Origin of the sequence: Luteibacter jiangsuensis, assembly GCF_030812295.1 — a bacterium.
GTDB lineage: Bacteria > Pseudomonadota > Gammaproteobacteria > Xanthomonadales > Rhodanobacteraceae > Luteibacter > Luteibacter jiangsuensis_A.
The window spans coordinates 1,072,696-1,098,693 of sequence record NZ_JAUSSK010000001.1 but is presented as its reverse complement, the minus strand read 5'-3'; the positions used below and the strand labels follow the sequence as shown (position 1 = coordinate 1,098,693).

16 protein-coding genes are annotated in these 25,998 nt (G+C 66.7%); 12 read left to right on the top strand and 4 right to left on the bottom strand.

What is annotated here, in order from left to right; genetic code table 11:
- Positions 1-13 precede the first annotated feature (13 nt).
- The 3 genes from hutI to J2T07_RS04740 are packed head-to-tail and all read right to left on the bottom strand — an operon-like array spanning position 14 to position 4,244.
- The gene (hutI, locus tag J2T07_RS04750; protein ID WP_306847693.1) at positions 14-1,249 is read right to left on the bottom strand and encodes an imidazolonepropionase; all 1,236 of its coding nucleotides are present in this window, start codon (positions 1,247-1,249) and stop codon (positions 14-16) included.
- Positions 1,246-2,676, bottom strand: coding sequence for a chloride channel protein (locus tag J2T07_RS04745; protein WP_306847692.1), 1,431 nt, complete (start codon positions 2,674-2,676; stop codon positions 1,246-1,248). Before J2T07_RS04745 ends, hutI begins: the two co-directional genes overlap by 4 nt.
- Complete coding sequence (locus J2T07_RS04740) at positions 2,673-4,244, bottom strand: GNAT family N-acetyltransferase (protein ID WP_306847960.1); 1,572 nt, start codon at positions 4,242-4,244, stop codon at positions 2,673-2,675. The genes J2T07_RS04745 and J2T07_RS04740 overlap by 4 nt, the downstream gene beginning before the upstream one ends.
- A 91-nt stretch (positions 4,245-4,335) precedes the next feature.
- Here J2T07_RS04740 and J2T07_RS04735 point away from each other — a divergent pair, with 91 nt between their 5' ends.
- Entirely contained in the window at positions 4,336-5,691 is a 1,356-nt protein-coding gene (locus J2T07_RS04735; protein WP_306847691.1) for a formimidoylglutamate deiminase, read from the top strand.
- Here the strand turns inward: J2T07_RS04735 and J2T07_RS04730 are convergent.
- The gene (locus J2T07_RS04730; RefSeq protein WP_306847690.1) at positions 5,655-6,086 is read right to left on the bottom strand and encodes a hypothetical protein; all 432 of its coding nucleotides are present in this window, start codon (positions 6,084-6,086) and stop codon (positions 5,655-5,657) included. The two genes, J2T07_RS04735 and J2T07_RS04730, sit on opposite strands and share 37 nt — an antisense overlap.
- A 394-nt stretch (positions 6,087-6,480) precedes the next feature.
- On the opposite strand from J2T07_RS04730, the gene asnB reads away from it, so the two are divergent.
- The 11 genes from asnB (at position 6,481) to glgB (ending at position 25,992) form a co-directional block, all read left to right on the top strand.
- Positions 6,481-8,151 carry an asparagine synthase B gene (gene asnB / locus J2T07_RS04725; RefSeq protein ID WP_306847689.1) on the top strand — a complete coding sequence of 557 codons (1,671 nt, stop codon included), beginning with the start codon at positions 6,481-6,483 and terminating at the stop codon, positions 8,149-8,151.
- A 156-nt stretch (positions 8,152-8,307) separates the two neighbouring features.
- Positions 8,308-9,433, top strand: a protein-coding gene (prfB, locus tag J2T07_RS04720) for a peptide chain release factor 2 (protein WP_306847688.1) whose coding sequence is annotated in 2 segments (ribosomal slippage) — positions 8,308-8,382 and positions 8,384-9,433 — 1,125 coding nt in all. Because the reading frame shifts where the segments join, the coding sequence is not laid out codon by codon here.
- Between the two features lie 59 nt (positions 9,434-9,492).
- Positions 9,493-11,025: a lysine--tRNA ligase gene (lysS, locus tag J2T07_RS04715; protein WP_306847687.1), complete on the top strand. Its 1,533-nt coding sequence runs from the start codon at positions 9,493-9,495 to the stop codon at positions 11,023-11,025.
- 26 nt (positions 11,026-11,051) lie between these two features.
- On the top strand, positions 11,052-11,351 hold the full coding sequence (locus J2T07_RS04710) for a YciI family protein (RefSeq protein WP_306847686.1): 300 nt from the start codon (positions 11,052-11,054) through the stop codon (positions 11,349-11,351).
- A gap of 2 nt (positions 11,352-11,353) precedes the next feature.
- Positions 11,354-11,614, top strand: coding sequence for a BolA family protein (locus tag J2T07_RS04705; protein ID WP_306847959.1), 261 nt, complete (start codon positions 11,354-11,356; stop codon positions 11,612-11,614).
- Between the two features lie 295 nt (positions 11,615-11,909).
- Positions 11,910-15,410, top strand: coding sequence for a chromosome segregation protein SMC (gene smc / locus J2T07_RS04700; protein ID WP_306847685.1), 3,501 nt, complete (start codon positions 11,910-11,912; stop codon positions 15,408-15,410).
- A gap of 23 nt (positions 15,411-15,433) precedes the next feature.
- Complete coding sequence (gene zipA / locus J2T07_RS04695) at positions 15,434-16,429, top strand: cell division protein ZipA (protein WP_306847683.1); 996 nt, start codon at positions 15,434-15,436, stop codon at positions 16,427-16,429.
- A gap of 2 nt (positions 16,430-16,431) precedes the next feature.
- On the top strand, positions 16,432-17,067 hold the full coding sequence (locus J2T07_RS04690) for an FMN-binding negative transcriptional regulator (RefSeq protein WP_306847681.1): 636 nt from the start codon (positions 16,432-16,434) through the stop codon (positions 17,065-17,067).
- Positions 17,068-17,224: 157 nt separating this feature from the next.
- The gene (locus J2T07_RS04685; protein WP_306847679.1) at positions 17,225-20,497 is read left to right on the top strand and encodes a maltotransferase domain-containing protein; all 3,273 of its coding nucleotides are present in this window, start codon (positions 17,225-17,227) and stop codon (positions 20,495-20,497) included.
- Between the two features lie 3 nt (positions 20,498-20,500).
- Positions 20,501-23,812: a maltose alpha-D-glucosyltransferase gene (gene treS, locus J2T07_RS04680; protein ID WP_306847677.1), complete on the top strand. Its 3,312-nt coding sequence runs from the start codon at positions 20,501-20,503 to the stop codon at positions 23,810-23,812.
- Positions 23,734-25,992 carry a 1,4-alpha-glucan branching protein GlgB gene (glgB, locus tag J2T07_RS04675; RefSeq protein ID WP_306847675.1) on the top strand — a complete coding sequence of 753 codons (2,259 nt, stop codon included), beginning with the start codon at positions 23,734-23,736 and terminating at the stop codon, positions 25,990-25,992. The genes treS and glgB overlap by 79 nt, the downstream gene beginning before the upstream one ends.
- The last annotated feature ends 6 nt before the right edge of the window (positions 25,993-25,998 follow it).

The window sequence follows — 25,998 nt, the reverse complement described above, 5'->3', positions numbered from 1 at the left end:
TGTGCGCCGGCTGTCAGCGCGTGATGCGTTCGCCGCCGATCCAGGTTTCCCTGAGGAGGCCGCCGCCGATCCAGTAGCACAGTTCGGCGAGCTGGCCGACGTTCCAGATCGCCAGATCGGCGCGCAGGCCCACGACAAGGCGGCCACGGTCGTCGAGGCCGAGGGCACGCGCGGCGTTCACGGTTGCGCCACGCAACGCTTCCTCGGGGGTAAGGCGGAAGAGGGTGCAGGCCATGCCCATCGCCATGCGCAGGGAAAGCAGGGGCGATGTGCCTGGATTGAGGTCGGTGGCGACGGCCATGGGCACGCCGTGGCGGCGGAAGGCATCGACCGGGGGCGGGCGCGTGTCGCGCAAGGCATAGTAAGCACCAGGTAGCAGCACAGCCACGGTGCCTGCATCGGCCATCGCGCGCACGCCGTCCTCGCTGGTCCATTCGAGGTGGTCGGCGGAGAGGCCGCCATGGCGCGCGACCAGCGCCGCCCCACCCAGATCGGACAGCTGCTCGGCGTGCAGTTTCACCGGCAAACCGAGTTCCGTGGCTTTCCCGAATAGCCGCTGCGTTTCCTCGAGGGTGAAGCCGATGCCCTCGCAGAAGGCGTCCACGGCATCGACCAGATCCTCCGCGGCGAGCGAAGGCAGCATGATGTCGCAGACCAGCGCGACGTACTCGTCACGGCGGCCGGCGTACTCGGGCGGCAGGGCGTGCAGGCCGAGGAAGCTCGTGCGTACGTCTACGCCGAGTTCGTTGCCGATGCGCCGGGCCACGCGGAGCATGCGTCGCTCGGTCTCCGGCTCCAGGCCATAACCGGACTTGATCTCGAGCGTGGTGACCCCGTCGGCCAGCAGCGCGCGCGCCCTGGGCAGCGACTGGCGCAGCAGTTCGTCCTCGCTGGCGGCGCGTGTGGCACGCACACTGGAGACGATGCCGCCGCCGGTATGCGCGATCTCCTCGTAGGTCGCGCCTTCCAGCCGCCGTTCGAATTCATGCGCCCGGTCGCCGCCGAACACGAGGTGCGTGTGGCAGTCGATGAGACCAGGGGTCACCCAGGTCCCGGGCAGGGACTCGACGCGGTGCGCCAGGGCGTGTGGTTCGTCGCGCAGGTCCTTGCGCGGACCGGCGAAAACGATCCGGCCGTCGCGCCATGCGATGGCGCCGTCCTCGATGGCGCCGTATGGCGCGCCGTTATCGGCCAGCGTGGCGAGGCCGACGTCGAGCAGGAGGTGATCCCAGCGTCGATCGGGCGTCATGGCGTGTGCGGTTCCACCGGAAGGGGGTCGGCATCGGCGATCGTTTCGTTTTCGGATGGTGCGTCCCGTCGCCTCCGTTCTTCCTCGTACTGCGCGATCAGATTCTCGGCGAGTGCCTTGTAGACCGGCACCCTGCAAACGAGGCTGGAGAGCGCACGGGCGAGCAGGCACGCGGCCATGATCGGCAAGGCCATCTGCCGGTTGGCGGTCAGTTCCAGGGAGATGACCGCCGCGGTGAGCGGTGCCTGGGTCACGCCGGCCAGATAGGCGGCCATGCCGAGCAGGACCACCGACGACACGTCCGAGCCGGGCAGGAAGTGGGCGATGTTGTTGCCAAGGCCCGCCCCGACGGCGAGCGCCGGCGAGAAGATGCCGCCCGGAATGCCTGCCCACGACGAGGCGATGTTGCCAAGGAACTTCAGCACGCCGAAGAACGGCCCGGTATCGCCGTGGCCTTGCAGGATGTCGCGTGCCTGCGCATAACCGGTGCCGTAGAGGCCGTTCGCGCTGAGCAGGCTGAGCAGCACCAGCGCGAGACCGCAGGCGGCGGCGAACACCACCGGCTGATGTGCCCGCACGCGGCCCATCACGCCGCGGAATCCACCGGCTGCAGGAACGATCAGCCGCGCGAAGAGTCCCCCGGCCAGCCCGCCGACGACACCCGTCAACACTACCGCGATCCAGGCACGGCCCAGCGGAAGCGTCGCCGTGATGTCGCCGAAATAGGCATAGTTTCCGACGACGCCGAGAGACACCACGCCGGCCACGATCACCGCCGTGAGCAAGGTGCCGCTCATGCGATGTTCGAACGTGCCGGACATTTCCTCGATGGCGAACACCACGCCTGCAAGTGGCGTATTGAATGCGGCGGCCAGGCCGGCGGCCGATCCGGCCAGGATGAAGCGTCCCGCGGCCGTGGGATCGGCGAAACCGAAGCGCCGTCCCATCGAGTACAGCAATCCTGCGCCGACATGGACGGTGGGGCCTTCGCGTCCCACCGAAGCGCCGCCGAGCAAGGCCGCCAGCGTGAGTGCCATCTTGCCCAGCGCGACCTTCAGCGAAAGTATGCGCGAGCGGAAGGGCTCGTCTTCCACCTTCAAGGCGGCTATGGCCTGCGGAATGCCAGAGCCGCGCGTGGCCTTCAGTGCGCCCTGGGTCAGCCAGCACAGCAACGCGAACATCGCCGGCGTCACCAGCAGCGGCACCCACCATCCGTGCGAAGCCGCGCGGCTGAACAGTTCGAAGGCGTAGTCGGCGGCCTTGGCGAAGAGCACCGCGGAGAGGCCTACGACGATGGCACCTGCCCAGAACAGGATGCGCCGGCGCCATTGCCGCGGCGACATCCACTCGTGCCGGCCCAGCTCCCGAAGGCGGTCCAGCGGCGATCCCGTGCTCCGCGGTGGCAGTGATTCCGGCGGCGTGCTCATCGGACCTCCGTCGAGCGCGTCCAGCGCACCTGGTAGAGGTCGTAGCGGCGATCCTTGAGGTTCTGCACCGCACCGGAGTTGCGCGCGCGGGCGAGGTTCTCCAGGCGCAGGTCGGCGAACAACACCGTTTCTATGTTCGGCGTGGAATCGGCGGCGATACCGTCTCGCGCGAAGGGAAAGTCACTCGGCGTGAGGATGCAGCTCTGGCCGTACTGGATGTCGAAATTATTCACGCCGGGCAGGTTGCCGACGTTGCCGGAGAGGACCACGTAGCACTGGTTCTCGATCGCGCGGGCCTGCGAGCAGTAGCGCACGCGCAGGTAACCTTCGCGCACGTCGGTGCAGAACGGCACGAAAAGAATCAGCGCGCCCTGGTCGGTGAGGTGGCGTGCCACCTCGGGGAACTCCGAGTCGTAGCAGATCATCACGCCGATCGGGCCACAGTCGGTCTGGATCGTGGCCGCCGAATCGCCACCGGTGATGTTCCAGACATTGCGTTCGCTGGGCGTGGGGTGCAGCTTTTCGCGCTCGTGGATCGAGCCATCGCGCAGGCAGACGTAACAGACGTTGTGGATGTCCCCGTTGGGCTGGCGCGTGGGATGCGAACCGCCGACGATGTTGATGTTGTAGTGCACGGCGAGGCGGTGGAACAAGGCCTTGACCTCGTCGGTGTACTCGGAGAGACGGCGGATCGAATCCACCGGCGACAGCTCCGCGTTCTCGATCGAGAGCAGCTGCAGCGTGATCAACTCCGGAAAGGCGACGAAGTCGGCGTCGTAATCCGCGGCGATGTCGACGAAGTACTCGACCTGCGTCGCGAATTCCTCGAAAGAACGGATCCGCCGCTGCTGGTATTGGACCGATGCCACGCGCACCGAATCCGGCAGGCGGTGGCTCTGCGACACGCGCGGCATGTCGGGCTGGTCCAGCAGGTGGGGGTTGCGCCAGACCAGGTGCGCGGCGTAGCCGAGCGATTCATGGTCGGATGGCACGTATTCGCGGAGCAGGCCGACCACCTCGAAGCCGTTGCGCAGCTGGAAGCTCAGTGTGGGGTCGCGCCGGCTGCCATCGACCACCGCCTGCACATAGGCTTCGGCACTGCCGTAGCGGCCGATCGCGCGGGCGAGGCCCGGCATGCGGCCACCGAAGACGATACCGCGCAACTTCAGGTCGGTGCACAGTCGCTTGCGCGCCAGGTACAGCCGCTGGCCGATGCGCATGCCGCGGTAATCGGGATGGACCACCACTTCCATGCCGTAGAGCCAGTCGCCCTTGGGGTCGTGACGCGAGGCGAAGCCCCCGCCGGTGATCTGCATCCAGGTGTGTGGCGCGAGCGCCAGCGCCTCGTTGATGCGGAACGTGGCGCAGAAGCCGACGATCTTTCCCTCGTACTCGACCACGAACTGGCCTTCGGGAAAGTGCGTCTGCTGGCCTTGCAGCATTTCCGCCGAATGGCCCCATTCGGCGGTGTACACGCGCGCGGTGAGGGCGACCAGTTCGGGCACGTCACTGGGGCGTGCCAGACGAAGCAGCAGCTTCGGGGGGTGGGCGGCATTCGTCTCGTTCATCCGCCCATTATGCCCCGCCATGCACAGGTGGGAGCCGGCCATGTCGGCGATTGGTACCATGCATGTATCCATTCCCCCCAAAGGACACGCCATGTCGACCACCGCCTTCAGCGCCGACTTCTTCTGGCAGGAGGGGGCATGGCGCATCGGGGACGCCCCGCTGGCCGTGGCCGGCCGGCGCTTCGACGTGGCCACGGGTGCGGCCGAACGTGCCGGGCGATTCGTGCTCCCCGGCATGCCTAACCTCCACTCGCATGCGTTCCAGCGCGCCATGGCTGGCCTGGCCGAGCGCCGTGGCCCCGGCGAGGACAGTTTCTGGACGTGGCGCGAGACGATGTACGCGTTCGCCGAAGCGATCGATCCCGACGACCTCAAGGCGATCGCGACACAGCTCTACGTGGAAATGGTGAAGGCCGGGTACACCCAGGTCTGCGAATTCCACTATTTGCACCATGGACCGCGCGGCGTGCCCTATGCCGATCCCGCGGCGATGTCGCTGGCCCTCATCGAAGCGGCGAAGGAAGCCGGCATCGGCCTGACGCTGCTGCCGGTGCTTTACATGACCGGCGGCTTCGACGGCCGTCCCCTGACCGAACGGCAGCAACGCTTCCGCCACGATGTGGGTGGATTCGTCAGCCTTCTCGAACGGCTGGCGCCGATGCAGGATGACATGTTCACCTTGGGTATCGCGTTGCATTCGTTGCGCGCGGTGCCGGAGGATGCCATGCGCGCGCTGCTTGCGACCGGCATCGCGCGCGGCCTTCCCGTGCATATCCATATCGCCGAGCAGATCGGCGAGGTGCAGGACTGCCTCGCCGTGCGTGGCGCGCGCCCGGTCGAGTGGCTGCTCGACCACGCCGACGTCGACCCGCGCTGGACGCTCGTGCATGCGACCCACCTCACCGCGCACGAGACCGACCGGCTCGCCAAAAGCGGCGCGGTCGCCGGGCTCTGCCCCACCACCGAAGCCAACCTGGGCGACGGTTTGTTCCCACTGGCGGCTTTCATCGATGCGGGCGGTACTTTCGGCATCGGCTCCGACTCGCATATATCGGTGTCGCCGGTGGAGGAACTCCGCTGGCTCGAATACGGGCAGCGCTTGCTCACGCGGCATCGCAACGTCGCGGCGCGGCGTCCCGAGGAAAGCGTGGGCACGGCCCTGTGGCAGCGTGCGTTGCATGGCGGCGCACGCGCGGCGGGCGTCGACGTGGGACGCTTGTCTCCGGGTGCACGCGCCGACCTGCTCGTCCTCGATGACCGTTCGCCATTACTCGCGGCGCGCGAGGAGGCGGACGTCCTGGACAGCTTCCTGTTCGCCGGCAACACGCCCCTGGTGCGTGACGTGATGGTGGGCGGACAGTGGCGTGTACGCGACTTCGCGCATGCGGCGGAGACATCCGCCGCGCAGGCCTATCGGGTGGTGGTCGAGAGGTTGGCGGCGGCCTGACCCACCGGGCCCGAAGGGCATCTGGGCTTGCCATAGAGGCCTTCCGCCGCGGGTTCGTTCTTCTTCGCGGCTTCGGGCGAGGCGTAGATCGTCACGCCGAGGTCGCAATGGTTTTCGCGCAGGGTGAGGCGCAGGGTGTCCATGCGCGTGGGCGGTTCGTCGTCGAGCGAGCATGTGCTGCCGGGAGCCAGGCGCAGCGTCACGCTGCCGCCCTCGGATTCCAGCACGTCGAAGTGGACGTTCTTGCAGCCTTTCCAGCTCAGCGTGGCCTTGCCGATGCTGAGCATGCGCAGCCCGATGAAGGCGTTGCTGTAGGGCTCCCAGTCGCCGGCGAGCCAGGCGGGCGTGGGTTGGGTGGTGGTGGACATGAGGGCGAGGGCTAGCAGGGTGTTCATTTGACTCGTTTGCCTTTTGCTTTGACCGATATCGCCGCTGAAGCGGCTCCCACGGGGTATGCGGCACTTGGGTTACGCCAGGCGGCACCGAGGTGGTCTCGCCTGATGTGGTCGCCATCTTCGCGCAGGCGTCGCTTATGTGGGAGCCTTTTGCGGGTGGGGCCTGATGTGGGAGCCGCTTCAGCGGCGATGGGTGCTTGCATCACGCTCCGGATCATGCTCTAGTCGAACCATGATTCGCTTCGCCGCCAATAACGCCAATACCAATAATGCCCGGAATCTCGGGAGGGTCGGCGTGTAGGCGGTTGCAAGTGAAACCACCGATACACCAAAGGCCCGCCCTCACCAGGCGGGCCTTTTTCTTTGCGCGTTTTCCTCATCGGGAGAGTGGTCCATGTGTTCGATCTTCGGGATGTTCGGCCTCGCCGCCGGCGACGACCTGGTCGCCCTGCGTACGCGGGCGATGGAGCTTTCGCAACGGCAGCGTCATCGCGGGCCGGACTGGAGCGGTGTATACGTCGACGACGGTGCGATCCTCGTTCACGAGCGCCTCGCCATCGTCGATCCCGCCAGCGGTGCACAGCCGTTGCGATCGCCCGAGGGCGATCTTGCGCTGGCCGTGAACGGAGAGATCTATAACCACCGGGAACTGCGCGCGGCCAGCGATTACGCCTTCACCACCGGCTCGGATTGCGAAGTGATCAACGCGCTCTACCGCGAGCAGGGCGCCGGGTTCCTCGACAAGCTCAACGGCATCTTCGCCTTCGCGTTGTGGGATGCCGGCACACGCCGCGTCCTCATCGCCCGCGATCCGCTCGGCGTTTGTCCGTTGTACTGGGGGCACGACAGGGAAGGGCGCCTGTGCGTCGCTTCCGAGATGAAGTCGCTGGTGGGGGTATGCGCCGACGTGGCCCCGTTCCCGCCGGGGCACGTGTACGACAGCGAGCGCGGCGAGCCGGTGGCGTACTGGACACCCCAATGGCGCGACTACGACGCGACCCGCGGCAAGTCGATCGAGCCTGCCGCGTTGCGCGCCGCATTCGAGGCGGCCGTACACCGGCAGATGATGACCGACGTGCCCTACGGCGTGCTGCTTTCAGGAGGCCTGGATTCCTCGCTCGTCGCCGCGGTGGCCGCGGGGTTCGCGCGCCGTCGCATCGAGGAGGACGACCGGGGCGAGGCGTGGTGGCCGCGCCTGCATTCCTTCGCGATCGGCCTGGAAGGTTCGCCCGACCTGAAAGCCGCCGAGATCGCCGCCGAGGCGCTCGGCACCGTGCACCACGGATTCCGCTATACCTTCGAGGAAGGCCTCGACGCGCTGCCGGAAGTGATCCGCCACATCGAGACCTACGATGTCACCACGATCCGCGCGTCCACGCCCATGTTCCTGCTCGCACGGCGGATCAAGGCGATGGGGGTGAAGATGGTGCTCTCGGGCGAGGGCTCGGACGAGGTGTTCGGTGGCTACCTGTACTTCCACAAGGCGCCCTCGGCGCGTGCGTTCCACGAGGAGACGATCCGTAAGCTCGACGCGCTGCATTATTACGATTGCCTGCGTGCGAACAAGTCGATGTCCGCCTGGGGCGTCGAGGCGCGGGTGCCTTTCCTCGACACCGAATTCCTGGAGACCGCCATGTCCTTCGACGCGGAAGCGAAGATGGTGGCGCGCAAGGGCATCGAGAAGGGCATCCTGCGCGAGGCCTTTCAGGGGGCGCTGCCGGAATCGATCCTCTGGCGGCAGAAGGAGCAATTCAGCGACGGCGTGGGCTACGGCTGGATCGACGGGTTGAAGGCATACGCGGAGAAGATGGTTTCCGATCGCGAATTCGCCGCGGCCGCCGCCCGTTTCCCGGTCAACACGCCGGCCACCAAGGAGGCCTTCTTCTACCGGACACTGTTCGAGAAGCACTTCCCTGGCGAGGCCTGTGCGGCCACGGTGCCCGGCGGCAAGTCGATCGCTTGTTCGTCGCCGGCGGCCCTGGCCTGGGACCCCGCCTTCGCGGCGGCGGCCGACCCTTCGGGCCGCGCGGTCCGCGGCGTACACCAGGAGGCCTTGCCCGCCTGACCCATAGCCAGCCTGACCAAAGCCTGGTGGGAGCCGACCCTGTCGGCGACGGGTGCTCGCGAAAGCACTCCCGGCGATGCGGTGAACGCCCCGATTTGTTAGAATTCACCGCTTTAGCCGGCGCGCCCCGCGCCCGCACCACCAGGCATGCCAACCATGATCGAGACCAATCCGATCCTCGCGCAGATCGCGGACCTCAGGGCCCGCGTCGAGTCGCTTAGGGGGTATCTTTGACTACCCGGTCAAGAAAGAACGCCTAGAAGAAGTCAATCGCGAGCTGGAAAGTCCCAACGTCTGGGACGATCCCAAGCGCGCGCAGGATCTCGGCCGCGAGCGCGCCCAGCTCGATGGCATCGTCACTGGCATCGACGAGATGACCGGCACCCTCGACGACTCGAAGGAACTGCTCGAGATGGCCGCCGCCGATGGCGACGAGGCCACCGTGCAATCGATCGTCGCCGACCTGAAGGCGGTCGACGCACGCGTAGGCAAGCTGGAATTCCAGCGCATGTTCTCCGGTGAACTCGATTCGGCGCCCGCCTTCGTCGACGTGCAGGCCGGTGCCGGCGGCACGGAAGCGCAGGACTGGGCCGAAATGCTGTTGCGCATGTACCTGCGCTGGGCCGAGTCGCGCGGCTGGAAAACCGAATTGATGGAAGTCAGCGCGGGTGAAGTCGCGGGCATCAAGTCCGCCACCTTCCGCGTGGAGGGCGACTACGCCTATGGCTGGCTCAAGACCGAGATCGGCGTGCACCGCCTGGTCCGCAAGAGCCCGTTCGACTCCGACAACCGCCGGCACACCAGCTTCACCTCGGTGTTCGTCTCGCCGGAAGTGGACGACGACATCGAGATCGACATCAATCCGGCCGACCTCAAGACCGACGTCTACCGCTCGTCCGGCGCCGGCGGCCAGCACGTGAACAAGACCGAATCGGCCGTGCGTATCACGCACGTGCCGACCAACACGGTCGTGGCCTGCCAGACCGAACGCAGCCAGCACGCCAACCGCGACCGCGCGATGAAGATGCTCAAGGCCAAGCTGTACGAGCTCGAAGTACAGAAGCGCAACGCCGAGAAAGACGCGCTGGAAGCGACCAAGTCCGACATCGGCTGGGGCAGCCAGATCCGCAACTACGTGCTCGACCAGTCCCGCATCAAGGACCTGCGCACGGGCATCGAACGTTCCGATACGCAGAAGGTGCTCGACGGCGACCTCGACGAATTCGTCGAAGCCAGCCTCAAGGCCGGCCTCGAAGCCGGTTCGAAACGTCTCGACGCCTGATCCACGCCGGGGCGCGATCGCGCCCCCGTTTCCTATCCAAGAAGCCGCCATCCCACGCCATGACCGAAAACGCCAACGCCGAAGCCTCCGCCATCGCCGCCGACGAGAACCGCCTCATCGCCGAGCGACGGGAGAAACTGAAAGCGCTGCGCGCGCAGGGCATCGCCTATCCCAACGACTTCAAGGTCGACAGCTTCGCGGGTGATCTCCAGGCCGAATTCGCCGACAAGGACACCTGGACCGCGGAAGCCATCGAGACGTCGCCCCGCCGCGTCGCCGTTGCCGGCCGCATCATCCTCATGCGCGGACAAGGCAAGGTCAGCTTCGTGCAGATGCAGGACGGCACGGGCCGCATCCAGCTGTTCGTCCACCAGGGCACGTTGGGCGAGGAAGCGTACGAGACGTTCAAGCGCTGGGACCTCGGCGACATCGTCGGTGCCGCGGGCGTGCTCATGCGCACCAAGACCGGCGAACTCTCGGTCAAGGTCGACGCCATCCGCCTGCTGACCAAGTCGCTGCGCGGCTTGCCGGACAAGCACCACGGCCTGGCCGACGTGGAGCAGCGGTACCGCCAGCGCTACGTCGACCTCATCGTCACCGAGGAGTCGCGCCGCACCTTCGCCCTGCGCTCGAAGATCATCAGCCACGTGCGCCGCTGGCTGGAGGCCGAGCCGCGCCGCTTCATGGAAGTGGAAACGCCGATGATGCACGTCATTCCCGGCGGCGCCACGGCGCGTCCGTTCACCACCCACCACAACGCGCTGGACATCCCCTTGTTCCTGCGCGTGGCGCCGGAGCTCTACCTGAAGCGCCTCGTCGTCGGTGGCTTCGACCGCGTCTACGAGATCAACCGCAATTTCCGCAACGAGGGCGTGTCCACGCGGCACAATCCCGAATTCACGATGCTCGAGCTGTACCAGGCCTACGCCACGTACCACGAGATCATGGACATCACCGAAGGCATGATCCGCTCGGCCGCGACCGACGTGGTCGGCGACACGGTCATCGAATGGGATGGCGCCACGGTCGACCTCGGCCCGGCGTTCCGCCGCTGGCGCATGGAAGACGCCGTGCTCGAGCTCAATCCCGAGATCAATCCGGGCGAACTGCGCGACCGCGAGGCCATGGCCACGCACGCGAAGCGCCTCGGCATCCACGTGAAGCCGTCGTATGGCTGGGGCAAGCTGCTGCTGGAGATCTTCGAGGCCACCGTCGAGAACACGCTGATCCAGCCCACCTTCATCACCGACCATCCGGTCGAGGTCTCGCCGTTGGCGCGCGAGAGCGATACGGACAAGGGCATCACCGATCGCTTCGAGTTGTTCATCAACGGCAAGGAGATCGCCAACGGCTTCTCCGAACTCAACGACTCCGAAGACCAGGCCGCGCGTTTCCAGGCCCAGGTGGACGCCAAGGACGCCGGCGATGACGAGGCCATGCATTACGACGCCGACTACATTCGCGCGCTCGAAGTGGGCTTGCCGCCGACGGGCGGCCTCGGTGTCGGCATCGACCGCCTCGTCATGCTGCTGACCGGCTCGTCGTCCATCCGCGACGTGCTGCTCTTCCCGACCATGCGCCCCGAGGCCTGATCCAGCCCCGTTATCCGGAGACTCCCATGTTCTATGCCATCGTCGCCCTCGACCACCCGAATTCGCTGGAGAACCGCCTCGCGGCGCGTCCTGCGCACCTCGCGCGCCTGAACGCGTTGAAGGACGAGGGCCGCCTGAAGCTGGCCGGCCCGTTTCCCGCGATCGATGCGGAAGACCCGGGCGAGGCGGGCTTCGCGGGAAGCATGATCGTCGCCGAGTTCAGCGACCTCGCGGCCGCGAAGCGCTGGGCCGACGCCGATCCCTATGTCGAGGCGGGCGTTTATCGCGAGGTGACGGTCCGCCCTTTCCGCGCCGTCCTGCCATGACGATCGAGAAAGTCGAACGCATCCGCACCCTGCTGACCGAGGCCCTGGCCCCGGTCCAGCTGGATGTCATCGACGAAGGTCACAAGCACGCCGGCCACTCGGGGGAGGGCAAGGGCCATTTCCTCGCCCGCATCGTCAGCCCGGCGTTCGCCGGGAAGAACCCGATCCAGCGGCACCGCATGGTGTACGCGGCCCTTGCCGAGATGATGCCCGACGGCATCCATGCCCTGGCCATCGAGGCGAAAGCCCCCGGGGAGCCATAACCTGGATCGGGAGAGCCGATCTGGACCAGGAGAGCCATACCCGGCGGGAGCCGCTTCAGCGGCGATCCCGCGGCAGCGGGCCAGTTGCCGGCAAGCACCCATCGCCGCTGAAGCGGCTCCCACAAAGGCTGTGCTCATCAAGCCGAAAGTGGTTTTTCGTTAAAACAATGGGTTAGCGCTTTAACCTCATGCTGCTTCGTGTATTGCGCACCCCGTCCCCCTTTGGCAAAGTGATCGATCAGCCAGGGGGAGGCTCCCGAACGGAGTCCACGGCCGCGTCCCAACGGAAACCATAATGCGTCTGACCACGATCAAGCTGGCGGGATTCAAGTCCTTCGTCGACCCCACCACGCTGCACCTGCCTACCAACATGACCGGCGTCGTCGGCCCGAACGGCTGCGGCAAGTCGAACATCATCGACGCCATTCGATGGGTGATGGGTGAATCGGCCGCCAGCCGCCTGCGCGGCGACTCACTCACCGACGTCATCTTTTCCGGTTCGAGCGCGCGCAAGCCGGTGGGCCAGGCTACGGTCGAGCTGATCTTCGACAACAGCGACGCCACCATCCAGGGCGAATACGCCAGCTTCGCCGAGATATCGGTGAAGCGCGTGGTCAGCCGCGACGGCCAGTCCGCCTATTTCCTCAACGGTGCGCGTTGCCGCCGGCGCGACATCACCGACCTCTTCCTCGGCACGGGCCTCGGGCCCCGCTCCTACTCGATCATCGAGCAGGGCATGATCAGCCAGATCATCGAGGCCGCGCCCGAGGAACTGCGTACGCACCTGGAGGAAGCCGCCGGCATCTCCAAGTACAAGGAGCGCCGCAAGGAGACCGAGAGCCGCATCAAGTCCACGCGAGAGAACCTCGACCGCGTGCGCGACGTACGCGACGAGGTCGAGAAACAGCTCGACCACCTGAATCGCCAGGCCCGCGCCGCCGAGCGCTGGAAGGCCTTCAAGGAAGAGCACACCCGCCGCGAGGCCGAGTTGCGCGCGCTGGAATACCGCACGCTTCACCGCCGCCACGAGGGTGAGGGCTCCGGCCTGCGCGAGGCCGAACTGGAGATCGAGAAGCACCTCGCCACGCAGCGCCAGGTGGAGGCGCAGCTGGAAAGCGTGCGCGAGCGCCATCAGGGCGCCAGCGAACACATGAACCAGGTGCAGGCCGAGGTGTACAAGGTCGGCGCCGAGATAGCGCGCGTCGAGCAACAGGTGCGGCACAACCGCGACCTCAACGAGCGCCTCACGCGTTCGCGTGCCGACACCGAGCGGGAGTACGAAGAGCTGCAGGGCCATATCGGCGCGGATCGCGAGCAGATCGAGGCCTTGCGCATGGCGCTGGCCGAGGGCGAGCCGAAGCTGGAATCGCTGCAGCAGATCCAGGACGAGACGGGCGAGGCGCAGCGCGCGACCGAAGCCAAACTCGCGGACTGGCAGCAGCGTTGGGACACGCATACGCGTGGCGCTTCCGAATCCAGCCGCGCCGCGGAAGTGGAGCGCACCAAGCTGGCCTACCTCGACCGCCAGGCGGTCGACCTGTCCAAGCGCCGGGAGGCCTTGGAAGCCGAGCAGCGCGCCACCGACGTCGCCGCGCTCGACGCGGCCTCCGAGCAACTGGACACCGAACACGAGACCCAGCGCGAGCGGGTGGAGCAACTCGGCGGCGTGCTCGACCAGCACAAGGTCGCCTACGAGCGGGTGCTCGACGAGGAACGCCAGGTGCAGTCGGCGTTGAACGACGCTCGCCAGCAATTGCAGACCGCACGCGGCCGCCAGGCTTCGCTGGAAGCCCTGCAAAGCGCGGCGCTGGGCCAGGAGGAAACCGCCGCCAGCGGCTGGCTGGCCCGCCTGGGCCTGGACCGTTCGCGCCGCCTCGGCGAATCCCTGCAAGTGGATGCCGGCTACGAATCCGCCGTGGAAACCGTGCTGGCCGGCGTGCTCGATGGCGTGCTGGTCGACGCCCCGGAAGCGCTGACGCCGGAATTCGAGGCGCTGGGCCAGGCCGACGTCGCCTTGTTCGCACGCGAGCAGGGCGGCCCCGGCACTGCCGGTACGCTGGCCGCCCATGTGCGCGGGCCGCTGGCCGCGGTGAACCTGCTCGGTCATGTCTTCGTGGCCGATTCGGTCGAGGAAGCCGCCTCGCGGCTCGCTTCGCTGGCGCCGCACCAGTCGGTCATCACCCGCGACGGCGCCTGGATGGGGCCGGGCTGGGCTCGCGTGCTGCGCGCGCAGGGCAACCAGGTGGGCGTGCTCGCCCGCGAGCGCGACATCCGCCAGCTCGCCGAACAGATCGAAACGCTCGAGGCCTCCATCGAGGAGCGCACCGAGCAGTTGGAAGCCCTGCGCACGCGCAAGTTCGAGACCGAGCGCCAGCGCGACGATGCGCAACGCGATCTCTACGCCGCGCACCGCCGTCTCTCCGAGTTGGCCGGGCAGTTGCAGAGCCATCGCGGCAAGATGGAAACGGCACGAGCCCGGGCGGAAAAGGTCGGCGGCGAAATCTCGGTCATCGTCGAACAACTCGATGAACTCGAAGGACAGACCCGCGAAGCCCGTGCACGCCTCGACGAGGCGGTGGGCCACATGGGCGACCGGGAGGACGAGCGCCGCGGGCTGGAAAACGAACGCCGCGAACTCCTCGAAGCACGCGAGGAGGCGCGCATCAACGCGCGTGAAGCCGCCGACCAGGCCCACCAGCTCGCGTTGAGCATGGAGTCCAAGCGTTCAGCGCTCGGTTCGCTGGAACAGGCGCTGGGCCGCCTCGACACACAGCTTCGCCAGGTGGTGGCGCGTCGTGACGAGATCGACCAGCAGCTCGCCGCAGGGTCCGATCCCATCGCCGAGCTAGAGGCCGAGAGGCAGACCTATCTCGACCAGCGCCTGCTGGTCGACAAGCAGTTGGTCGAAGCACGCCGTGCCCTGGAAGATTGTGACGCCGAGTTCCGCCGCCTGGAACAGGATCGGCAGCGTATCGAGCACGTGCTCAACCAGGTGCGCGAGAGCGTGTCCGAAAAAAGGCTCGCCGCACAGGCCCTGCAATTGCGCGCGGAACAGCTCGCCGAGGCCATCGCCACCTCCGGACTCGAACTGGACGCGTTGCTCGCCGAACTCGCCGAGGACGCCGAGCCGGAGCGCTGGCAGCAACAGCTGGTCGAACTATCGCAAAAGATCGCCCGCCTGGAGCCGGTCAACCTCGCCGCGATCCAGGAGCACGCCGAGCAGTCACAGCGCAAGGAATACCTCGACGCGCAGCTGACCGATCTCGCCGGCGCGCTGGAGACACTCGAAGGGGCGATCAAGAAGATCGACCGCGAAACCCGCCAACGTTTCAAGGAAACGTTCGACCGGGTCAATGCGGGCGTGCAGGAGCTCTTCCCGCGCTTGTTCGGTGGCGGCCATGCCTACCTCGAACTCACCGGCGAAGACCTGCTCGACACCGGGGTGGCGATCATGGCGCGGCCCCCGGGCAAGCGCGTGTCGAATATCACGCTGCTTTCCGGCGGCGAGAAGGCGCTCACCGCCGTGTCGCTGGTGTTCGCCATCTTCGGCCTCAATCCCGCGCCATTCTGTCTCCTGGACGAGGTGGATGCGCCGCTGGACGAGGCCAATGTCGGTCGCTTCTCGGCCATGGTCCGGGAGATGAGCGAGAAGGTGCAGTTCATCTTCGTGAGCCACAACAAGGCCACGATGGAAGCCGCACACCAGCTCTGCGGCGTTACCATGCGCGAACCGGGCGTGTCGCGTCTCGTCCAGGTCGACCTGGCCGAGGCAACCAAGCTCGTCGGCGTCGCCTAAGCATCACATCCAAGGAATCGACCATGAATCCCGTCATCGGCCTCGCCTGGAATCCCGCGGTAGGCATCCCGATGCTCTTCGTCGGCATCGTCGTGCTCGTGCTGCTCTGGATGTTCGGCCAGCCACGAAAGGAGCAGGGGCGCCGAAAGCCGGTGCAGGAACAGCCTGAGCGTGCGCGCGAGCGCCGCGAGCCCGTGTTCGGCGACGAGCGGGACGACCTGGAAACCGGGGCGGCGGAATCCTTCAGCGCGCGTGACGAAGACGCCGGCGACCCGCTGTTCAGCCCGAAGCCGGCGCAGGGCGAACTCGATGTCGACCTGCGCGCCGAGTTGGAGCGCCTGGGCGCCTCGCTGGCAGGCGAGCGCACGGCTTCGGCCGCCCCCGTCATCAAGGAAGAACCGGCCCCCCGTGGCCCGTCGTCCCGGGTCGATCCACGCATCGATCTGCCGCTCGAGATCGACGAGCCGTCGGTCCACGCTTCCGTGCCAGCCCCGGCTCCCGCTCCAGCAGCGCCCCCGGCACCACCCAAGGCACCGCCCCGGTCCGATCTGGGCCGCCGCCCGCCGCATGCACCGGTCGAGCGCATCGTCAGCCTGTATGTCGTCTCCCGCGAGGGCAGCAAGTTCAACGGCTCCGACCTCGTGGTAGCCGCGGAAAAAGCGGGCCTCGAGTTCGGCGACATGGGTATCTACCACCGCCTGGTCGACGGCCATCCGGAACAGGGCCCCATCTTCAGCGTGGCCAACCTGGTCAAGCCGGGCAATTTCGACATGGCACGCATCGCGACGCTGCAAACGCCTGGCCTGTCGTTCTTCATGGCCTTGCCGGGCCCGGTGTCGGCACTGGATGCGTGGGATGCGATGCTGCCCACGGCGCAGCGTCTCGCCGAACTGCTCGACGGCCTGGTCCTGGACGAGGAACGCAACGCCCTCGGCCGCCAGCGTATCGCCCACATGCGCGACGAACTGCGTGGCTGGGATCGCGGCCACGAAGGCGAAGAGATCAAGTTCGGCCAATAACCATGTACACGCCGAAGGCCTTCCGCGAAGAACGTCTGCAAACGCTGCACGAGGCGATCCGCGAGATCGCCTTCGGCACGCTGGTGACGTCGGGCGAGGGTGGCATCGAGGCCTCGCACCTGCCTTTCGTGCTGGCACCGGACGAGGGGCCGCTGGGCACGCTCTACGCCCACGTGGCGAAAGGCAACGACCATGTCGCCCGGCACGCCGGCGAGGCCCTGTCGATCTTCGCCGGCCCACATGCCTATATCTCGCCGAACGGCTATCCCGGCAAGGCCACGCATCATCGCGAAGTGCCCACCTGGAACTACATCGCCGTACACGCCTACGGGGTGCCGGAGACCTTCGCCGATCCGACCCGCCTCCGCGCCCTGCTGGTACGCCTGACCGATCAATCCGAGAAGGACGCGGCGCAGCCACGGCCATGGCAGGTGGACGACGCACCGGCGGATTACGTCGCAGGCATGCTCAATGGCATCGTCGGCATCCGCGTTCCCCTCGATCGCATCGAGGGCAAATGGAAGCTGGGCCAGAACCGCACCGCGGGCGACCGCCGCGGCGCGGCGGCACTGCTCGCGGAACGTACCGGCGACGACGAACAAGCCATCGCCAGGGCCATGCGCTCGCTCATCGCCTAGCGCCCCGGTTCCGTCCGTGCCGCCCTTGCGGCGTGCATTCACACTGTCGCAACACCCCTCTGCGTCACTGTCTTGGCCTTCGCGTGCCCGGGTCATTGGCGCGATGCATACATCCGGCCCGGCATGCTCGTCCCCATCTTCGAGGAACGCGAGTCACATGTCGGCCAGCCCGTGTGCGCCATTTCGCATTTATTATCTGCACCCGCTGCTGGCGGGGCCGCTGACCACCTGGAACGCGTGGATCGAGCACGCGGCGGCGCTCGGCTTTCGTCAATTGCTGGTGGCTCCGCCATTCGAACCGTCGGCGTGTGGCGATGTCTTCGTGACACGCGATTTCGACCGGCTGCACCCCGCCCTGGGTGCGGACGGCGACGCGGCGACGCGGCTGGCGCAGATCGCCAAGGCGTGCCGCGCGCACGACCTCGAACTCTGGCTGGATCTTCCCCTCGACGAACTGGCCGCGGATGCACCCGTGCGCCAGGATCACCCGGAATGGTTTCGCGCGGTCGCCGCGCGACATGGCACGCCCGACCCGCGCTGGACGCCGAGCGAAAGCGATAGCGCGCGCTGGCGGTTCAACGATCCCGAGGTGGTCGACGCCGCCTGCCGGTGGTGGATCGACCGCTTGCGCCGATGGACCGCTGCGGGTGTGTCGGGTTTTCGCCTGGTTCATCCGCAGCGCCTGGGTGCGACAGTGTGGAAGACGTTGATCGATGCCGTGCGAGCGGATGCGCCCCAGACGGTGTTCCTGGCGTGGACACCGGGCCTGACGCCGGATGAAGTGGCTGCCTTGCGTGGCGCGGGCTTCGATGCCGTGGTTTCCTCGGCGAGCTGGTGGGACTTCCGTTCATCCTGGTTCGTGGAGGAAGCCGAACGCCTCGGCGCCTTGGCGCCCGTCCTCGCCTGCACGGAGGCGCCGTTCTCGACGCGGCTGGGTGACGAACTGGGCGAGGAAAACCAGCTCGGCCACGCCTATCGCCGTGCCATTGCCTTCAGCGCCACGTCGCCTGCCGGATGGATGATGCCGCTTGGGTTCGAGTACGCCGTGCACGACGCGCTGGACCCCCGCCGCGGAAACCCGGTGACGCCGGCGGCGCTGGCCAGGGAGGCGGTGCTGGACGTCACGAAGACGGTGAAGGCGGCGAACGAGTCGGTGGGGGAACGCATGCCGGGGCCACCGCTGGTCCGGACGACCCACGGCGTGGCCATGTTCCTCACCATCGAAGGCGCAGATCCGCGCACAGCCGAACGCGCCTCCCTGACGCTGGTGAACGCTTCCCTGGATCGCGAGGTCGCACTGGGCGCCGCGGAGGCGTTGGCCGGCGCGGCGGCCCATTTCGCTCCCTGGACCATGCCCGACGGGCGCAAGGTCTTCGACCAGGGCGATGCAGTGGCGCTGGCGCCCGGTGCCGTCCTGACATTGCGGGGCACGCAGGCGGCGCCGGCGAAGCGGAAGCTGGGGGCTCTGGCCCAGAAGGAATTCCTGCAGACATCCACCCGCGCACCCCGGGTGATCATCGAGGCGGTGACGCCGACGGTGGACGCGGGGAGGTTCCCCGCCAAGCGCGTCGTCGGCCAGGCTGTCGCGGTCTCGGCGGATATCTTCATGGACGGTCACGACGTGCTTTCCGCACGGCTGCGATATCGCGCGCAGGACGAAAAGACCTGGCGCGAAGTGACGATGGCCCTCGTCGACAACGACATCCATGCCGCCAGTTTCACGCCGACGCGCATCGGCCGCTACGAATTCCTGATCGAGGCGTGGCGCGACCCGTTCGCGACCTACCGGCATGAAATCGAGTTGAAGCACGATGCGAACGTGCCCATCGCCCTGGAGCTGGAGGAGGGCAGGTTGCTGGTGGAGGCACGGGCGAAGGATGCCGCCGGCCCGAAGGCGAAGGCCTTGCGCAACCTCGCCGCGGCCGTGGCCAAGGCCGAAGGCGACGACCGCCTTGAGATCCTGCTCGCCGACAGCACGCTGGACCTGATGACCGCGACCGATCCGCGCGAGCGGTCGAGCGTAGCCGGGCCCTACCTGCTGGAGGTGGACCGGCGCGAGGCCGGGTTCGCGAGCTGGTACGAGTTGTTCCCTCGCTCGATGACCGGGGCCAAGGAGAAGCACGGCACGTTCCGCGGCACGATCGCGCGCCTTCCGGCGATCCGCGACATGGGTTTCGACGTGCTGTACTTCCCTCCGATCCATCCCATCGGCACGGCGTTCCGCAAGGGGCCGAACAACAACCTCAGTCCGGGTCCCGGCGACCCGGGCAGCCCCTACGCCATCGGATCACCGGAGGGCGGCCATACCGCGATCCATCCGCAACTGGGAACGCTCGAAGACTTCCGCGCATTACGCGACGCCGCCCACGCGCATGGGCTGGAACTGGCCCTGGACTTCGCGATCCAGTGCTCGCCCGACCACCCATGGTTGAAGGAGCATCCCGAGTGGTTCGACTGGCGCCCCGACGGCAGCATCAGGTACGCGGAGAACCCGCCGAAGAAATACCAGGACATCGTCAATGTCGACTTCTACGCCGACGGCGCGATTCCGTCGCTCTGGCAGGCACTATGCGACGTCGTGCTGTTCTGGGCGGCCGAGGGCGTGCGTACGTTCCGTGTGGACAACCCGCACACGAAGCCATTCCCCTTCTGGGAGTGGATGATCGCGCGGGTACGGGCGAAGTATCCCGACGTGTTGTTCCTTTCCGAAGCCTTCACGCGTCCCAAGCCGATGTATCGCCTGGCCAAGATCGGCTTCAGCCAGTCATACACCTATTTCACGTGGCGCAATTCCAAGCAGGAATTCATCGATTACCTGACCGAGTTGACCACCGCGCCGCCGAAGGACTTCTTCCGGCCGAACTTCTTCGTCAACACGCCGGACATCAATCCGTACTTCCTGCAGACGTCCGGCCGCCCGGGTTTCCTCATTCGCGCGGCGCTGGCCACGACGCTCTCCGGGCTGTGGGGCATGTACTCCGGTTTCGAGATCTGCGAGTCCGCGCCCATCCCCGGGAAGGAGGAATACCTCGACTCGGAAAAGTACGAGATACGGCTCCGTGATTTCGACGCGCCAGGCAACATCGTGGCCGAGATCACCCGGCTGAACCGGATCAGGCGTGCGCATCCTGCCTTGCAGACGCACCTGGGCGTGCGTTTCCTGCCGGCGAACAACGACCAGGTGCTGTTCTTCGAGAAACGCACGGGCGACGACCTCGTGCTGGTGGCGATCAGCATGGACCCGCACAACGCTCAGGCGGCCGACCTCGTCCTGCCGCTGGGCGACTGGGGCCTGTCCACCGATGCCGCGATCGACATCCACGACCTCCTGCACGACCAACCCTTGAACTGGCGCGGCACGACACAGCACGTATGGCTCGGCCTCGGCCAGCCTTACGCGGTGTGGCAGGTGCGGCTTCCCGGAGTCTGATCCATGGCTACCCGCAATAAAAGAAAGACGGTCGCCCCCGACTTCTCGAACGATCCGCTCTGGTACAAGGACGCGATCATCTACCAGGTGCACCTGAAGTCGTATTTCGACTCGAACGACGATGGCGTCGGCGACTTCCAGGGCCTGATCGACAAGCTTGACTACATCGCCGAGCTGGGCGTGAACACGCTGTGGCTGCTGCCGTTCTATCCGAGTCCGCGTCGGGATGACGGTTATGACATCTCCGAGTACAAGGGGGTACATTCCGACTACGGGAAGTTGTCCGACGCCCGGCGTTTCATTGCCGAGGCCCACGCGCGGGGGTTGCGCGTGATCACCGAACTGGTCATCAACCACACCTCGGACCAGCACCCGTGGTTCCAGCGCGCGCGCAAGGCGAAGAAAGGCTCCGCCGCGCGGGATTTCTATGTCTGGTCGGACACCGACCAGGCCTACGACGGCACGCGCATCATCTTCCTCGATACCGAGAAGTCGAACTGGACATGGGATCCCGTGGCCGGCCAGTATTTCTGGCACCGCTTCTTCTCGCACCAGCCGGACCTGAATTTCGACAACCCAGCGGTGCTCAAGGCGGTGCTCGACGTGATGCGCTTCTGGTTGGACCTGGGCGTGGATGGCCTGCGCCTGGACGCGGTGCCTTACCTTATCGAGCGCGAGGGCACCAATAACGAGAACCTTCCGGAAACGCACGCGATCCTGAAGCTGATACGTGCCGAGATCGACCAGCATTACCCCGACCGCATGCTCCTGGCCGAGGCCAACCAGTGGCCCGAGGACACCCAGGATTATTTCGGCAACGGCGACGAATGCCATATGGCTTTCCATTTCCCGCTGATGCCGCGCATGTACATGGCGATCGCACGCGAGGACCGCTTCCCGATCACGGACATCATGCGGCAGACCCCGGCGATCCCGGACAACTGCCAGTGGGCGATCTTCCTGCGCAACCATGACGAGCTGACCCTCGAGATGGTGACCGACAACGAGCGCGATTACCTCTGGCAAACCTACGCCGCCGATCGCCGCGCGCGCATCAACCTGGGCATTCGCCGCCGCCTCGCGCCCTTGCTCGAACGCGACCGCCGTCGTATCGAACTGATGAATGCGCTGCTGTTGTCGATGCCGGGAACGCCGGTGCTGTACTACGGCGACGAGATCGGCATGGGTGACAACATCCACCTTGGCGATCGCGACGGCGTGCGCACGCCGATGCAATGGTCGGTGGATCGCAATGGTGGATTCTCGCGTGCCGATCCGGCGAGCCTGGTCCTTCCGCCGATCATGGACCCGTTGTACGGCTTCCAGGCGATCAACGTGGAAGCGCAGGCGCGCGATCCGCACTCCCTGCTCAACTGGACACGCCGCATGCTCGCCGTGCGCAAGCGCTACAAGGCGTTCGGACGCGGCAGCCTGAAGTTCCTCTACCCCGGTAACCGCAAAGTGCTGGCCTACTTGCGCGAGTACGAGGGTGAGCACGTGCTGTGCGTGGCGAACATGTCGCGCTCGTTGCAGGCGGTGGAACTGGACCTCGCCGCGTTCGACGGGCAGGTACCCATCGAGATCATGGGAGGCTCCTCGTTCCCGCCGGTGGGACAGCTGCCTTACCTGCTCACCGTGCCGCCCTATGGGTTCTACGCGTTCCAGATCTGCCCGAACGCGCAGATGCCGGTATGGCACGAGGTACCGGCCGAGCCGATGCCCGACTACGAGACGCTCGTGCTGCGCGGCGCCCTGGTCGAAGGGCCGGTGATGGCCCATCACCGGGGAGTGATCGAGAAACAGGTGTTGCCGAACTACCTCGCCGTGCGCCGGTGGTTCGCGGCCAAGGATCGCGGCATCGAGTCGGTGAAGATCCTCTACGGCGCCGCCTGGCCCGACCGTGGCGACGACCTCATCCTTACCGAGGTGGAAGCCACGCTTTCGGACGGAGGCAAGGAACGCTACAGCCTCCCGGTGGGCATCGTCTGGGAAGACGAGAACCCGACCGCGCGGGCGCAGCAACTGGCCCTGGCACGCGTTCGCCGCGGGCGCCGGATCGGCCTGCTCACCGATGGCTTCGCGCTCGAAGCGTTTGCCAGCGGACTCCTCATCGGCTTGCGCAATGGCGTGGAGCTGGCGACCCAAGGTGGTGTCGTGCGCTTCGAGCCCACCATGGCCTTCGCCGGCATCACGTTCGACGTGGCCATCGAGAATCGCTGGCTTTCCGCCGAGCAATCGAACAGTTCCATGATCCTGCACGATGCCGGGGTGGTGAAGCTGTTCCGACGTACCTCGGCCGGCGTCAATCCCGAAGTGGAAATGGGCCGTTTCCTCACCGAGAACGGCTATGCGAATACCGCGCCGCTACTGGGCGAGGTGGTGCGCCTGGGCGAGCTTGGCGAGCGGACCACACTGGCTGTCCTGCAAGGTTTCCTTCGCAACCAGGGCGATGCGTGGGCGTGGACACTGGATTACCTGCGCCGCAGCTACGACGAATTCAGCCATTCGGGCGAGGAGGAACGCAAGGCCGAGATCGAGGGCGGCTACGACGCGTTCGCGGCGGCAGTCGGTACACGGCTGGGTGAACTGCACGCGTTGCTGGCGGGACCGAGCGAACTCCCGGCATTTTCGCCCGAGTCCGTGAGCGAGACCGTGGTGCAAGCCTGGCGCGAAAGCGTGCGCGGCCAGGTAGAGCGTGCGTTGCTGTCGGTGGATGCGGCGGCGGAACTGCCCTCCGACCTGGTCACCGACGTGGACGCATTGCGTGGCCTCGCACATGCGCTGGGCGAGCGTATCGGTACGCTGGCGGCGGCCGGGCACGGTGCGCTGGCCACGCGCATCCATGGGGATTTCCACCTGGGCCAGGTGCTGGTCGTGCAGGACGATGCCTACATCATCGATTTCGAAGGCGAACCTGCGCGCACGCTCGACGAACGCCGTAGCAAGAGTTCGCCACTGCGGGACGTCGCAGGTTTCCTCCGCTCGCTCGACTACGCCGCGGCGATGGCCCGGCGCGGCGAGGACGGCCTGGCACCGGTCGAAGACGAAGGATTCGGCGGTTACCTGGCCCGCTTTCGCGAGCGCTCGGCGACGGTATTCCTCGACGCGTACCGTACCGTGCTGGATGCCGCCCCCGTGCGCTGGATCTCGCCTGGGGCGCTGGCGCCCGTGCTCGAACTCTTCATTATCGAGAAGGCCGCCTATGAGGTCGTGTACGAGGCAGCCAACCGCCCGGGATGGCTCGACGTACCGTTGCGTGGATTGCTGCAGATCGCGCGTGGCGGGATGGCGAACGAACTGAAGGAGGATATGTGACCGATCCCCGCACCTTCGGCCTGGCCGATCCCGCCGCGACCGACGCGCTGGTCGAGGGCCGGCACGGCGATCCATTCGCGCTGCTCGGCCCGCACACGCTGGACGGGCGTCGGGTGGTTCGTGCCTTGCAACCCGGCGCCCAGGGCGTCGAGTTGATCGATGCCGGGGGCCATGTGATCGCCGAGCTGGCGCGGGTCCATCCGGGGGGACTGTTCGCGGGGTTCGTCGAGGCGCCCGCATACCGGTTGCGCGTGCATTGGCCGTCGGCCACGCAGGACACCCATGATCCCTACGCCTTCGGCACCCTGCTGGGCGAGGAAGACCTTCGCAGGCTTTCCGACGGCAGCCATATCGAGTTGTTCCGTTGCCTGGGTGCCCACCCGGTCACCATCGATGGTGTGCACGGGGTGCGCTTCGCGGTATGGGCGCCGAATGCGAAGCGTGTCAGCGTCGTGGGCGATTTCGACAGCTGGGACGGGCGCCGTCACCCGATGCGCAAGCGCGTGCCGGCCGGGGTCTGGGAGCTGTTCATACCGGGCCTCCTCGCAGGGGCGCGTTACAAATACGAGATATGGGGTGCGGACGGCTCGTTGACCCAACGCGCCGACCCGGTCGCGCTGGCCGCCGAACTGCCGCCCGCGACGGCCTCGATCGTGGCTGATCCCGCGGCCTTCCACTGGACGGACGATGCCTGGCTTCGCCGGCGCGGTGCGTTGCATCATGCAGGCTCGCCCTTGACCATCTACGAGTTGCACGCCGGATCGTGGTTGCGCGGAAAGGATGGCGGCGAGTTGCATTGGGACGAACTCGGCGAACGCCTGATTCCTTACGTCGCCGGGATGGGGTTTTCGCATATCGAGTTGCTGCCGGTCTCCGAGCATCCGTTCGGCGGCTCGTGGGGTTACCAGCCGCTCGGGCAATTCGCGCCGACCTCGCGTTTCGGCACTCCCGATGCCTTCGCGCGTTTCGTCGACCGCTGCCACGAGGCAGGCATCGGCGTGATCGTCGATTGGGTACCGGCGCATTTCCCGACGGACATCCACGGTCTGGCGCACTTCGACGGCACGCCATTGTATGAACATGCCGATCCGCGCGAGGGTTTCCACCAGGACTGGAACACGCTGATCTTCAACCTCGGCCGCAATGAGGTATCGGCCTTCCTCGTCGCCAGTGCGCTGGCATGGCTCGAACGCTTCCATGTCGATGGCCTGCGCGTGGATGCGGTGGCCTCGATGCTCTATCGCGACTACTCGCGCAAGCAGGGCGAATGGGTACCGAACATGTACGGCGGCCGCGAGAACCTGGAATCCATCGCCTTCCTGCGCCGCGTCAACCAGCTGGTGGCGGAGCGCCATCCGGATTGCATGACCATCGCCGAGGAATCCACGGCGTGGCCCGGTGTGACCCAGCCGGTGGAGCAGGGCGGCCTCGGCTTCACCTTCAAGTGGAACATGGGCTGGATGCACGATTCGCTGGAGTACATGTCACGTGACCCGATCCACCGGCGCTGGCACCACGGCGAGATGACCTTCAGCATGGTTTACGCGTATTCGGAGAAATTCGTGCTGCCGCTGTCCCATGACGAGGTGGTGCACGGCAAGCGCTCGTTACTCGGCCGCATGCCCGGTGACGAATGGCAGCGCTTTGCGAACCTGCGCGCGTACTACGGCTTCATGTGGGGGCACCCCGGCAAGAAGTTGCTGTTCATGGGGGGCGAGATCGGCCAGCCCCATGAATGGAACCACGATGCCCAGATCGCCTGGGACCTTCTCGACCATCCCTTGCACCTCGGCGTGCAGAAACTCGTGCGCGACCTGAACTTCCTGTACGCCTCGACACCCGCCCTGCACGCGTGGGATACCGACCCTCATGGGTTCCGCTGGGTGATCGGCGACGATGCCGCGCAGAGCGTCTTCGCCTGGCTGCGCCTGGCCGAGCGCGAGCGGCCTGCCCTGGTGGTCAGCAACATGACCCCGACGCCTCGCCATGGCTTCCGCATCGGCGTACCGGAAGGGGGGCGCTGGTGCGAAGCGATCAATTCCGACGCGGCGGACTACGGCGGGTCCGGCGTGGGCAACGAAGGTGAGCGACACGCGCAAGACGTTCCCGCGCACGGCTTCGACCGCTCGCTGGTGATCAGCCTGCCGCCCCTTTCCACGGTCATCTTCGTGGCCGATTGACGAGGA

What these genes read in the sequence shown, in the direction of transcription:
- hutI (WP_306847693.1), bottom strand. Translation starts at nt 1,249, where the DNA reads ATGACGCCCGATCGACGCTGGGATCACCTCCTGCTCGACGTCGGCCTC.
- J2T07_RS04745 (WP_306847692.1), bottom strand. Translation starts at nt 2,676, where the DNA reads ATGAGCACGCCGCCGGAATCACTGCCACCGCGGAGCACGGGATCGCCG.
- J2T07_RS04740 (WP_306847960.1), bottom strand. Translation starts at nt 4,244, where the DNA reads ATGAACGAGACGAATGCCGCCCACCCCCCGAAGCTGCTGCTTCGTCTG.
- J2T07_RS04735 (WP_306847691.1), top strand. Translation starts at nt 4,336, where the DNA reads ATGTCGACCACCGCCTTCAGCGCCGACTTCTTCTGGCAGGAGGGGGCA.
- J2T07_RS04730 (WP_306847690.1), bottom strand. Translation starts at nt 6,086, where the DNA reads ATGAACACCCTGCTAGCCCTCGCCCTCATGTCCACCACCACCCAACCC.
- asnB (WP_306847689.1), top strand. Translation starts at nt 6,481, where the DNA reads ATGTGTTCGATCTTCGGGATGTTCGGCCTCGCCGCCGGCGACGACCTG.
- lysS (WP_306847687.1), top strand. Translation starts at nt 9,493, where the DNA reads ATGACCGAAAACGCCAACGCCGAAGCCTCCGCCATCGCCGCCGACGAG.
- J2T07_RS04710 (WP_306847686.1), top strand. Translation starts at nt 11,052, where the DNA reads ATGTTCTATGCCATCGTCGCCCTCGACCACCCGAATTCGCTGGAGAAC.
- smc (WP_306847685.1), top strand. Translation starts at nt 11,910, where the DNA reads ATGCGTCTGACCACGATCAAGCTGGCGGGATTCAAGTCCTTCGTCGAC.
- zipA (WP_306847683.1), top strand. Translation starts at nt 15,434, where the DNA reads ATGAATCCCGTCATCGGCCTCGCCTGGAATCCCGCGGTAGGCATCCCG.
- J2T07_RS04690 (WP_306847681.1), top strand. Translation starts at nt 16,432, where the DNA reads ATGTACACGCCGAAGGCCTTCCGCGAAGAACGTCTGCAAACGCTGCAC.
- J2T07_RS04685 (WP_306847679.1), top strand. Translation starts at nt 17,225, where the DNA reads ATGTCGGCCAGCCCGTGTGCGCCATTTCGCATTTATTATCTGCACCCG.
- treS (WP_306847677.1), top strand. Translation starts at nt 20,501, where the DNA reads ATGGCTACCCGCAATAAAAGAAAGACGGTCGCCCCCGACTTCTCGAAC.
- glgB (WP_306847675.1), top strand. Translation starts at nt 23,734, where the DNA reads ATGGCTCGACGTACCGTTGCGTGGATTGCTGCAGATCGCGCGTGGCGG.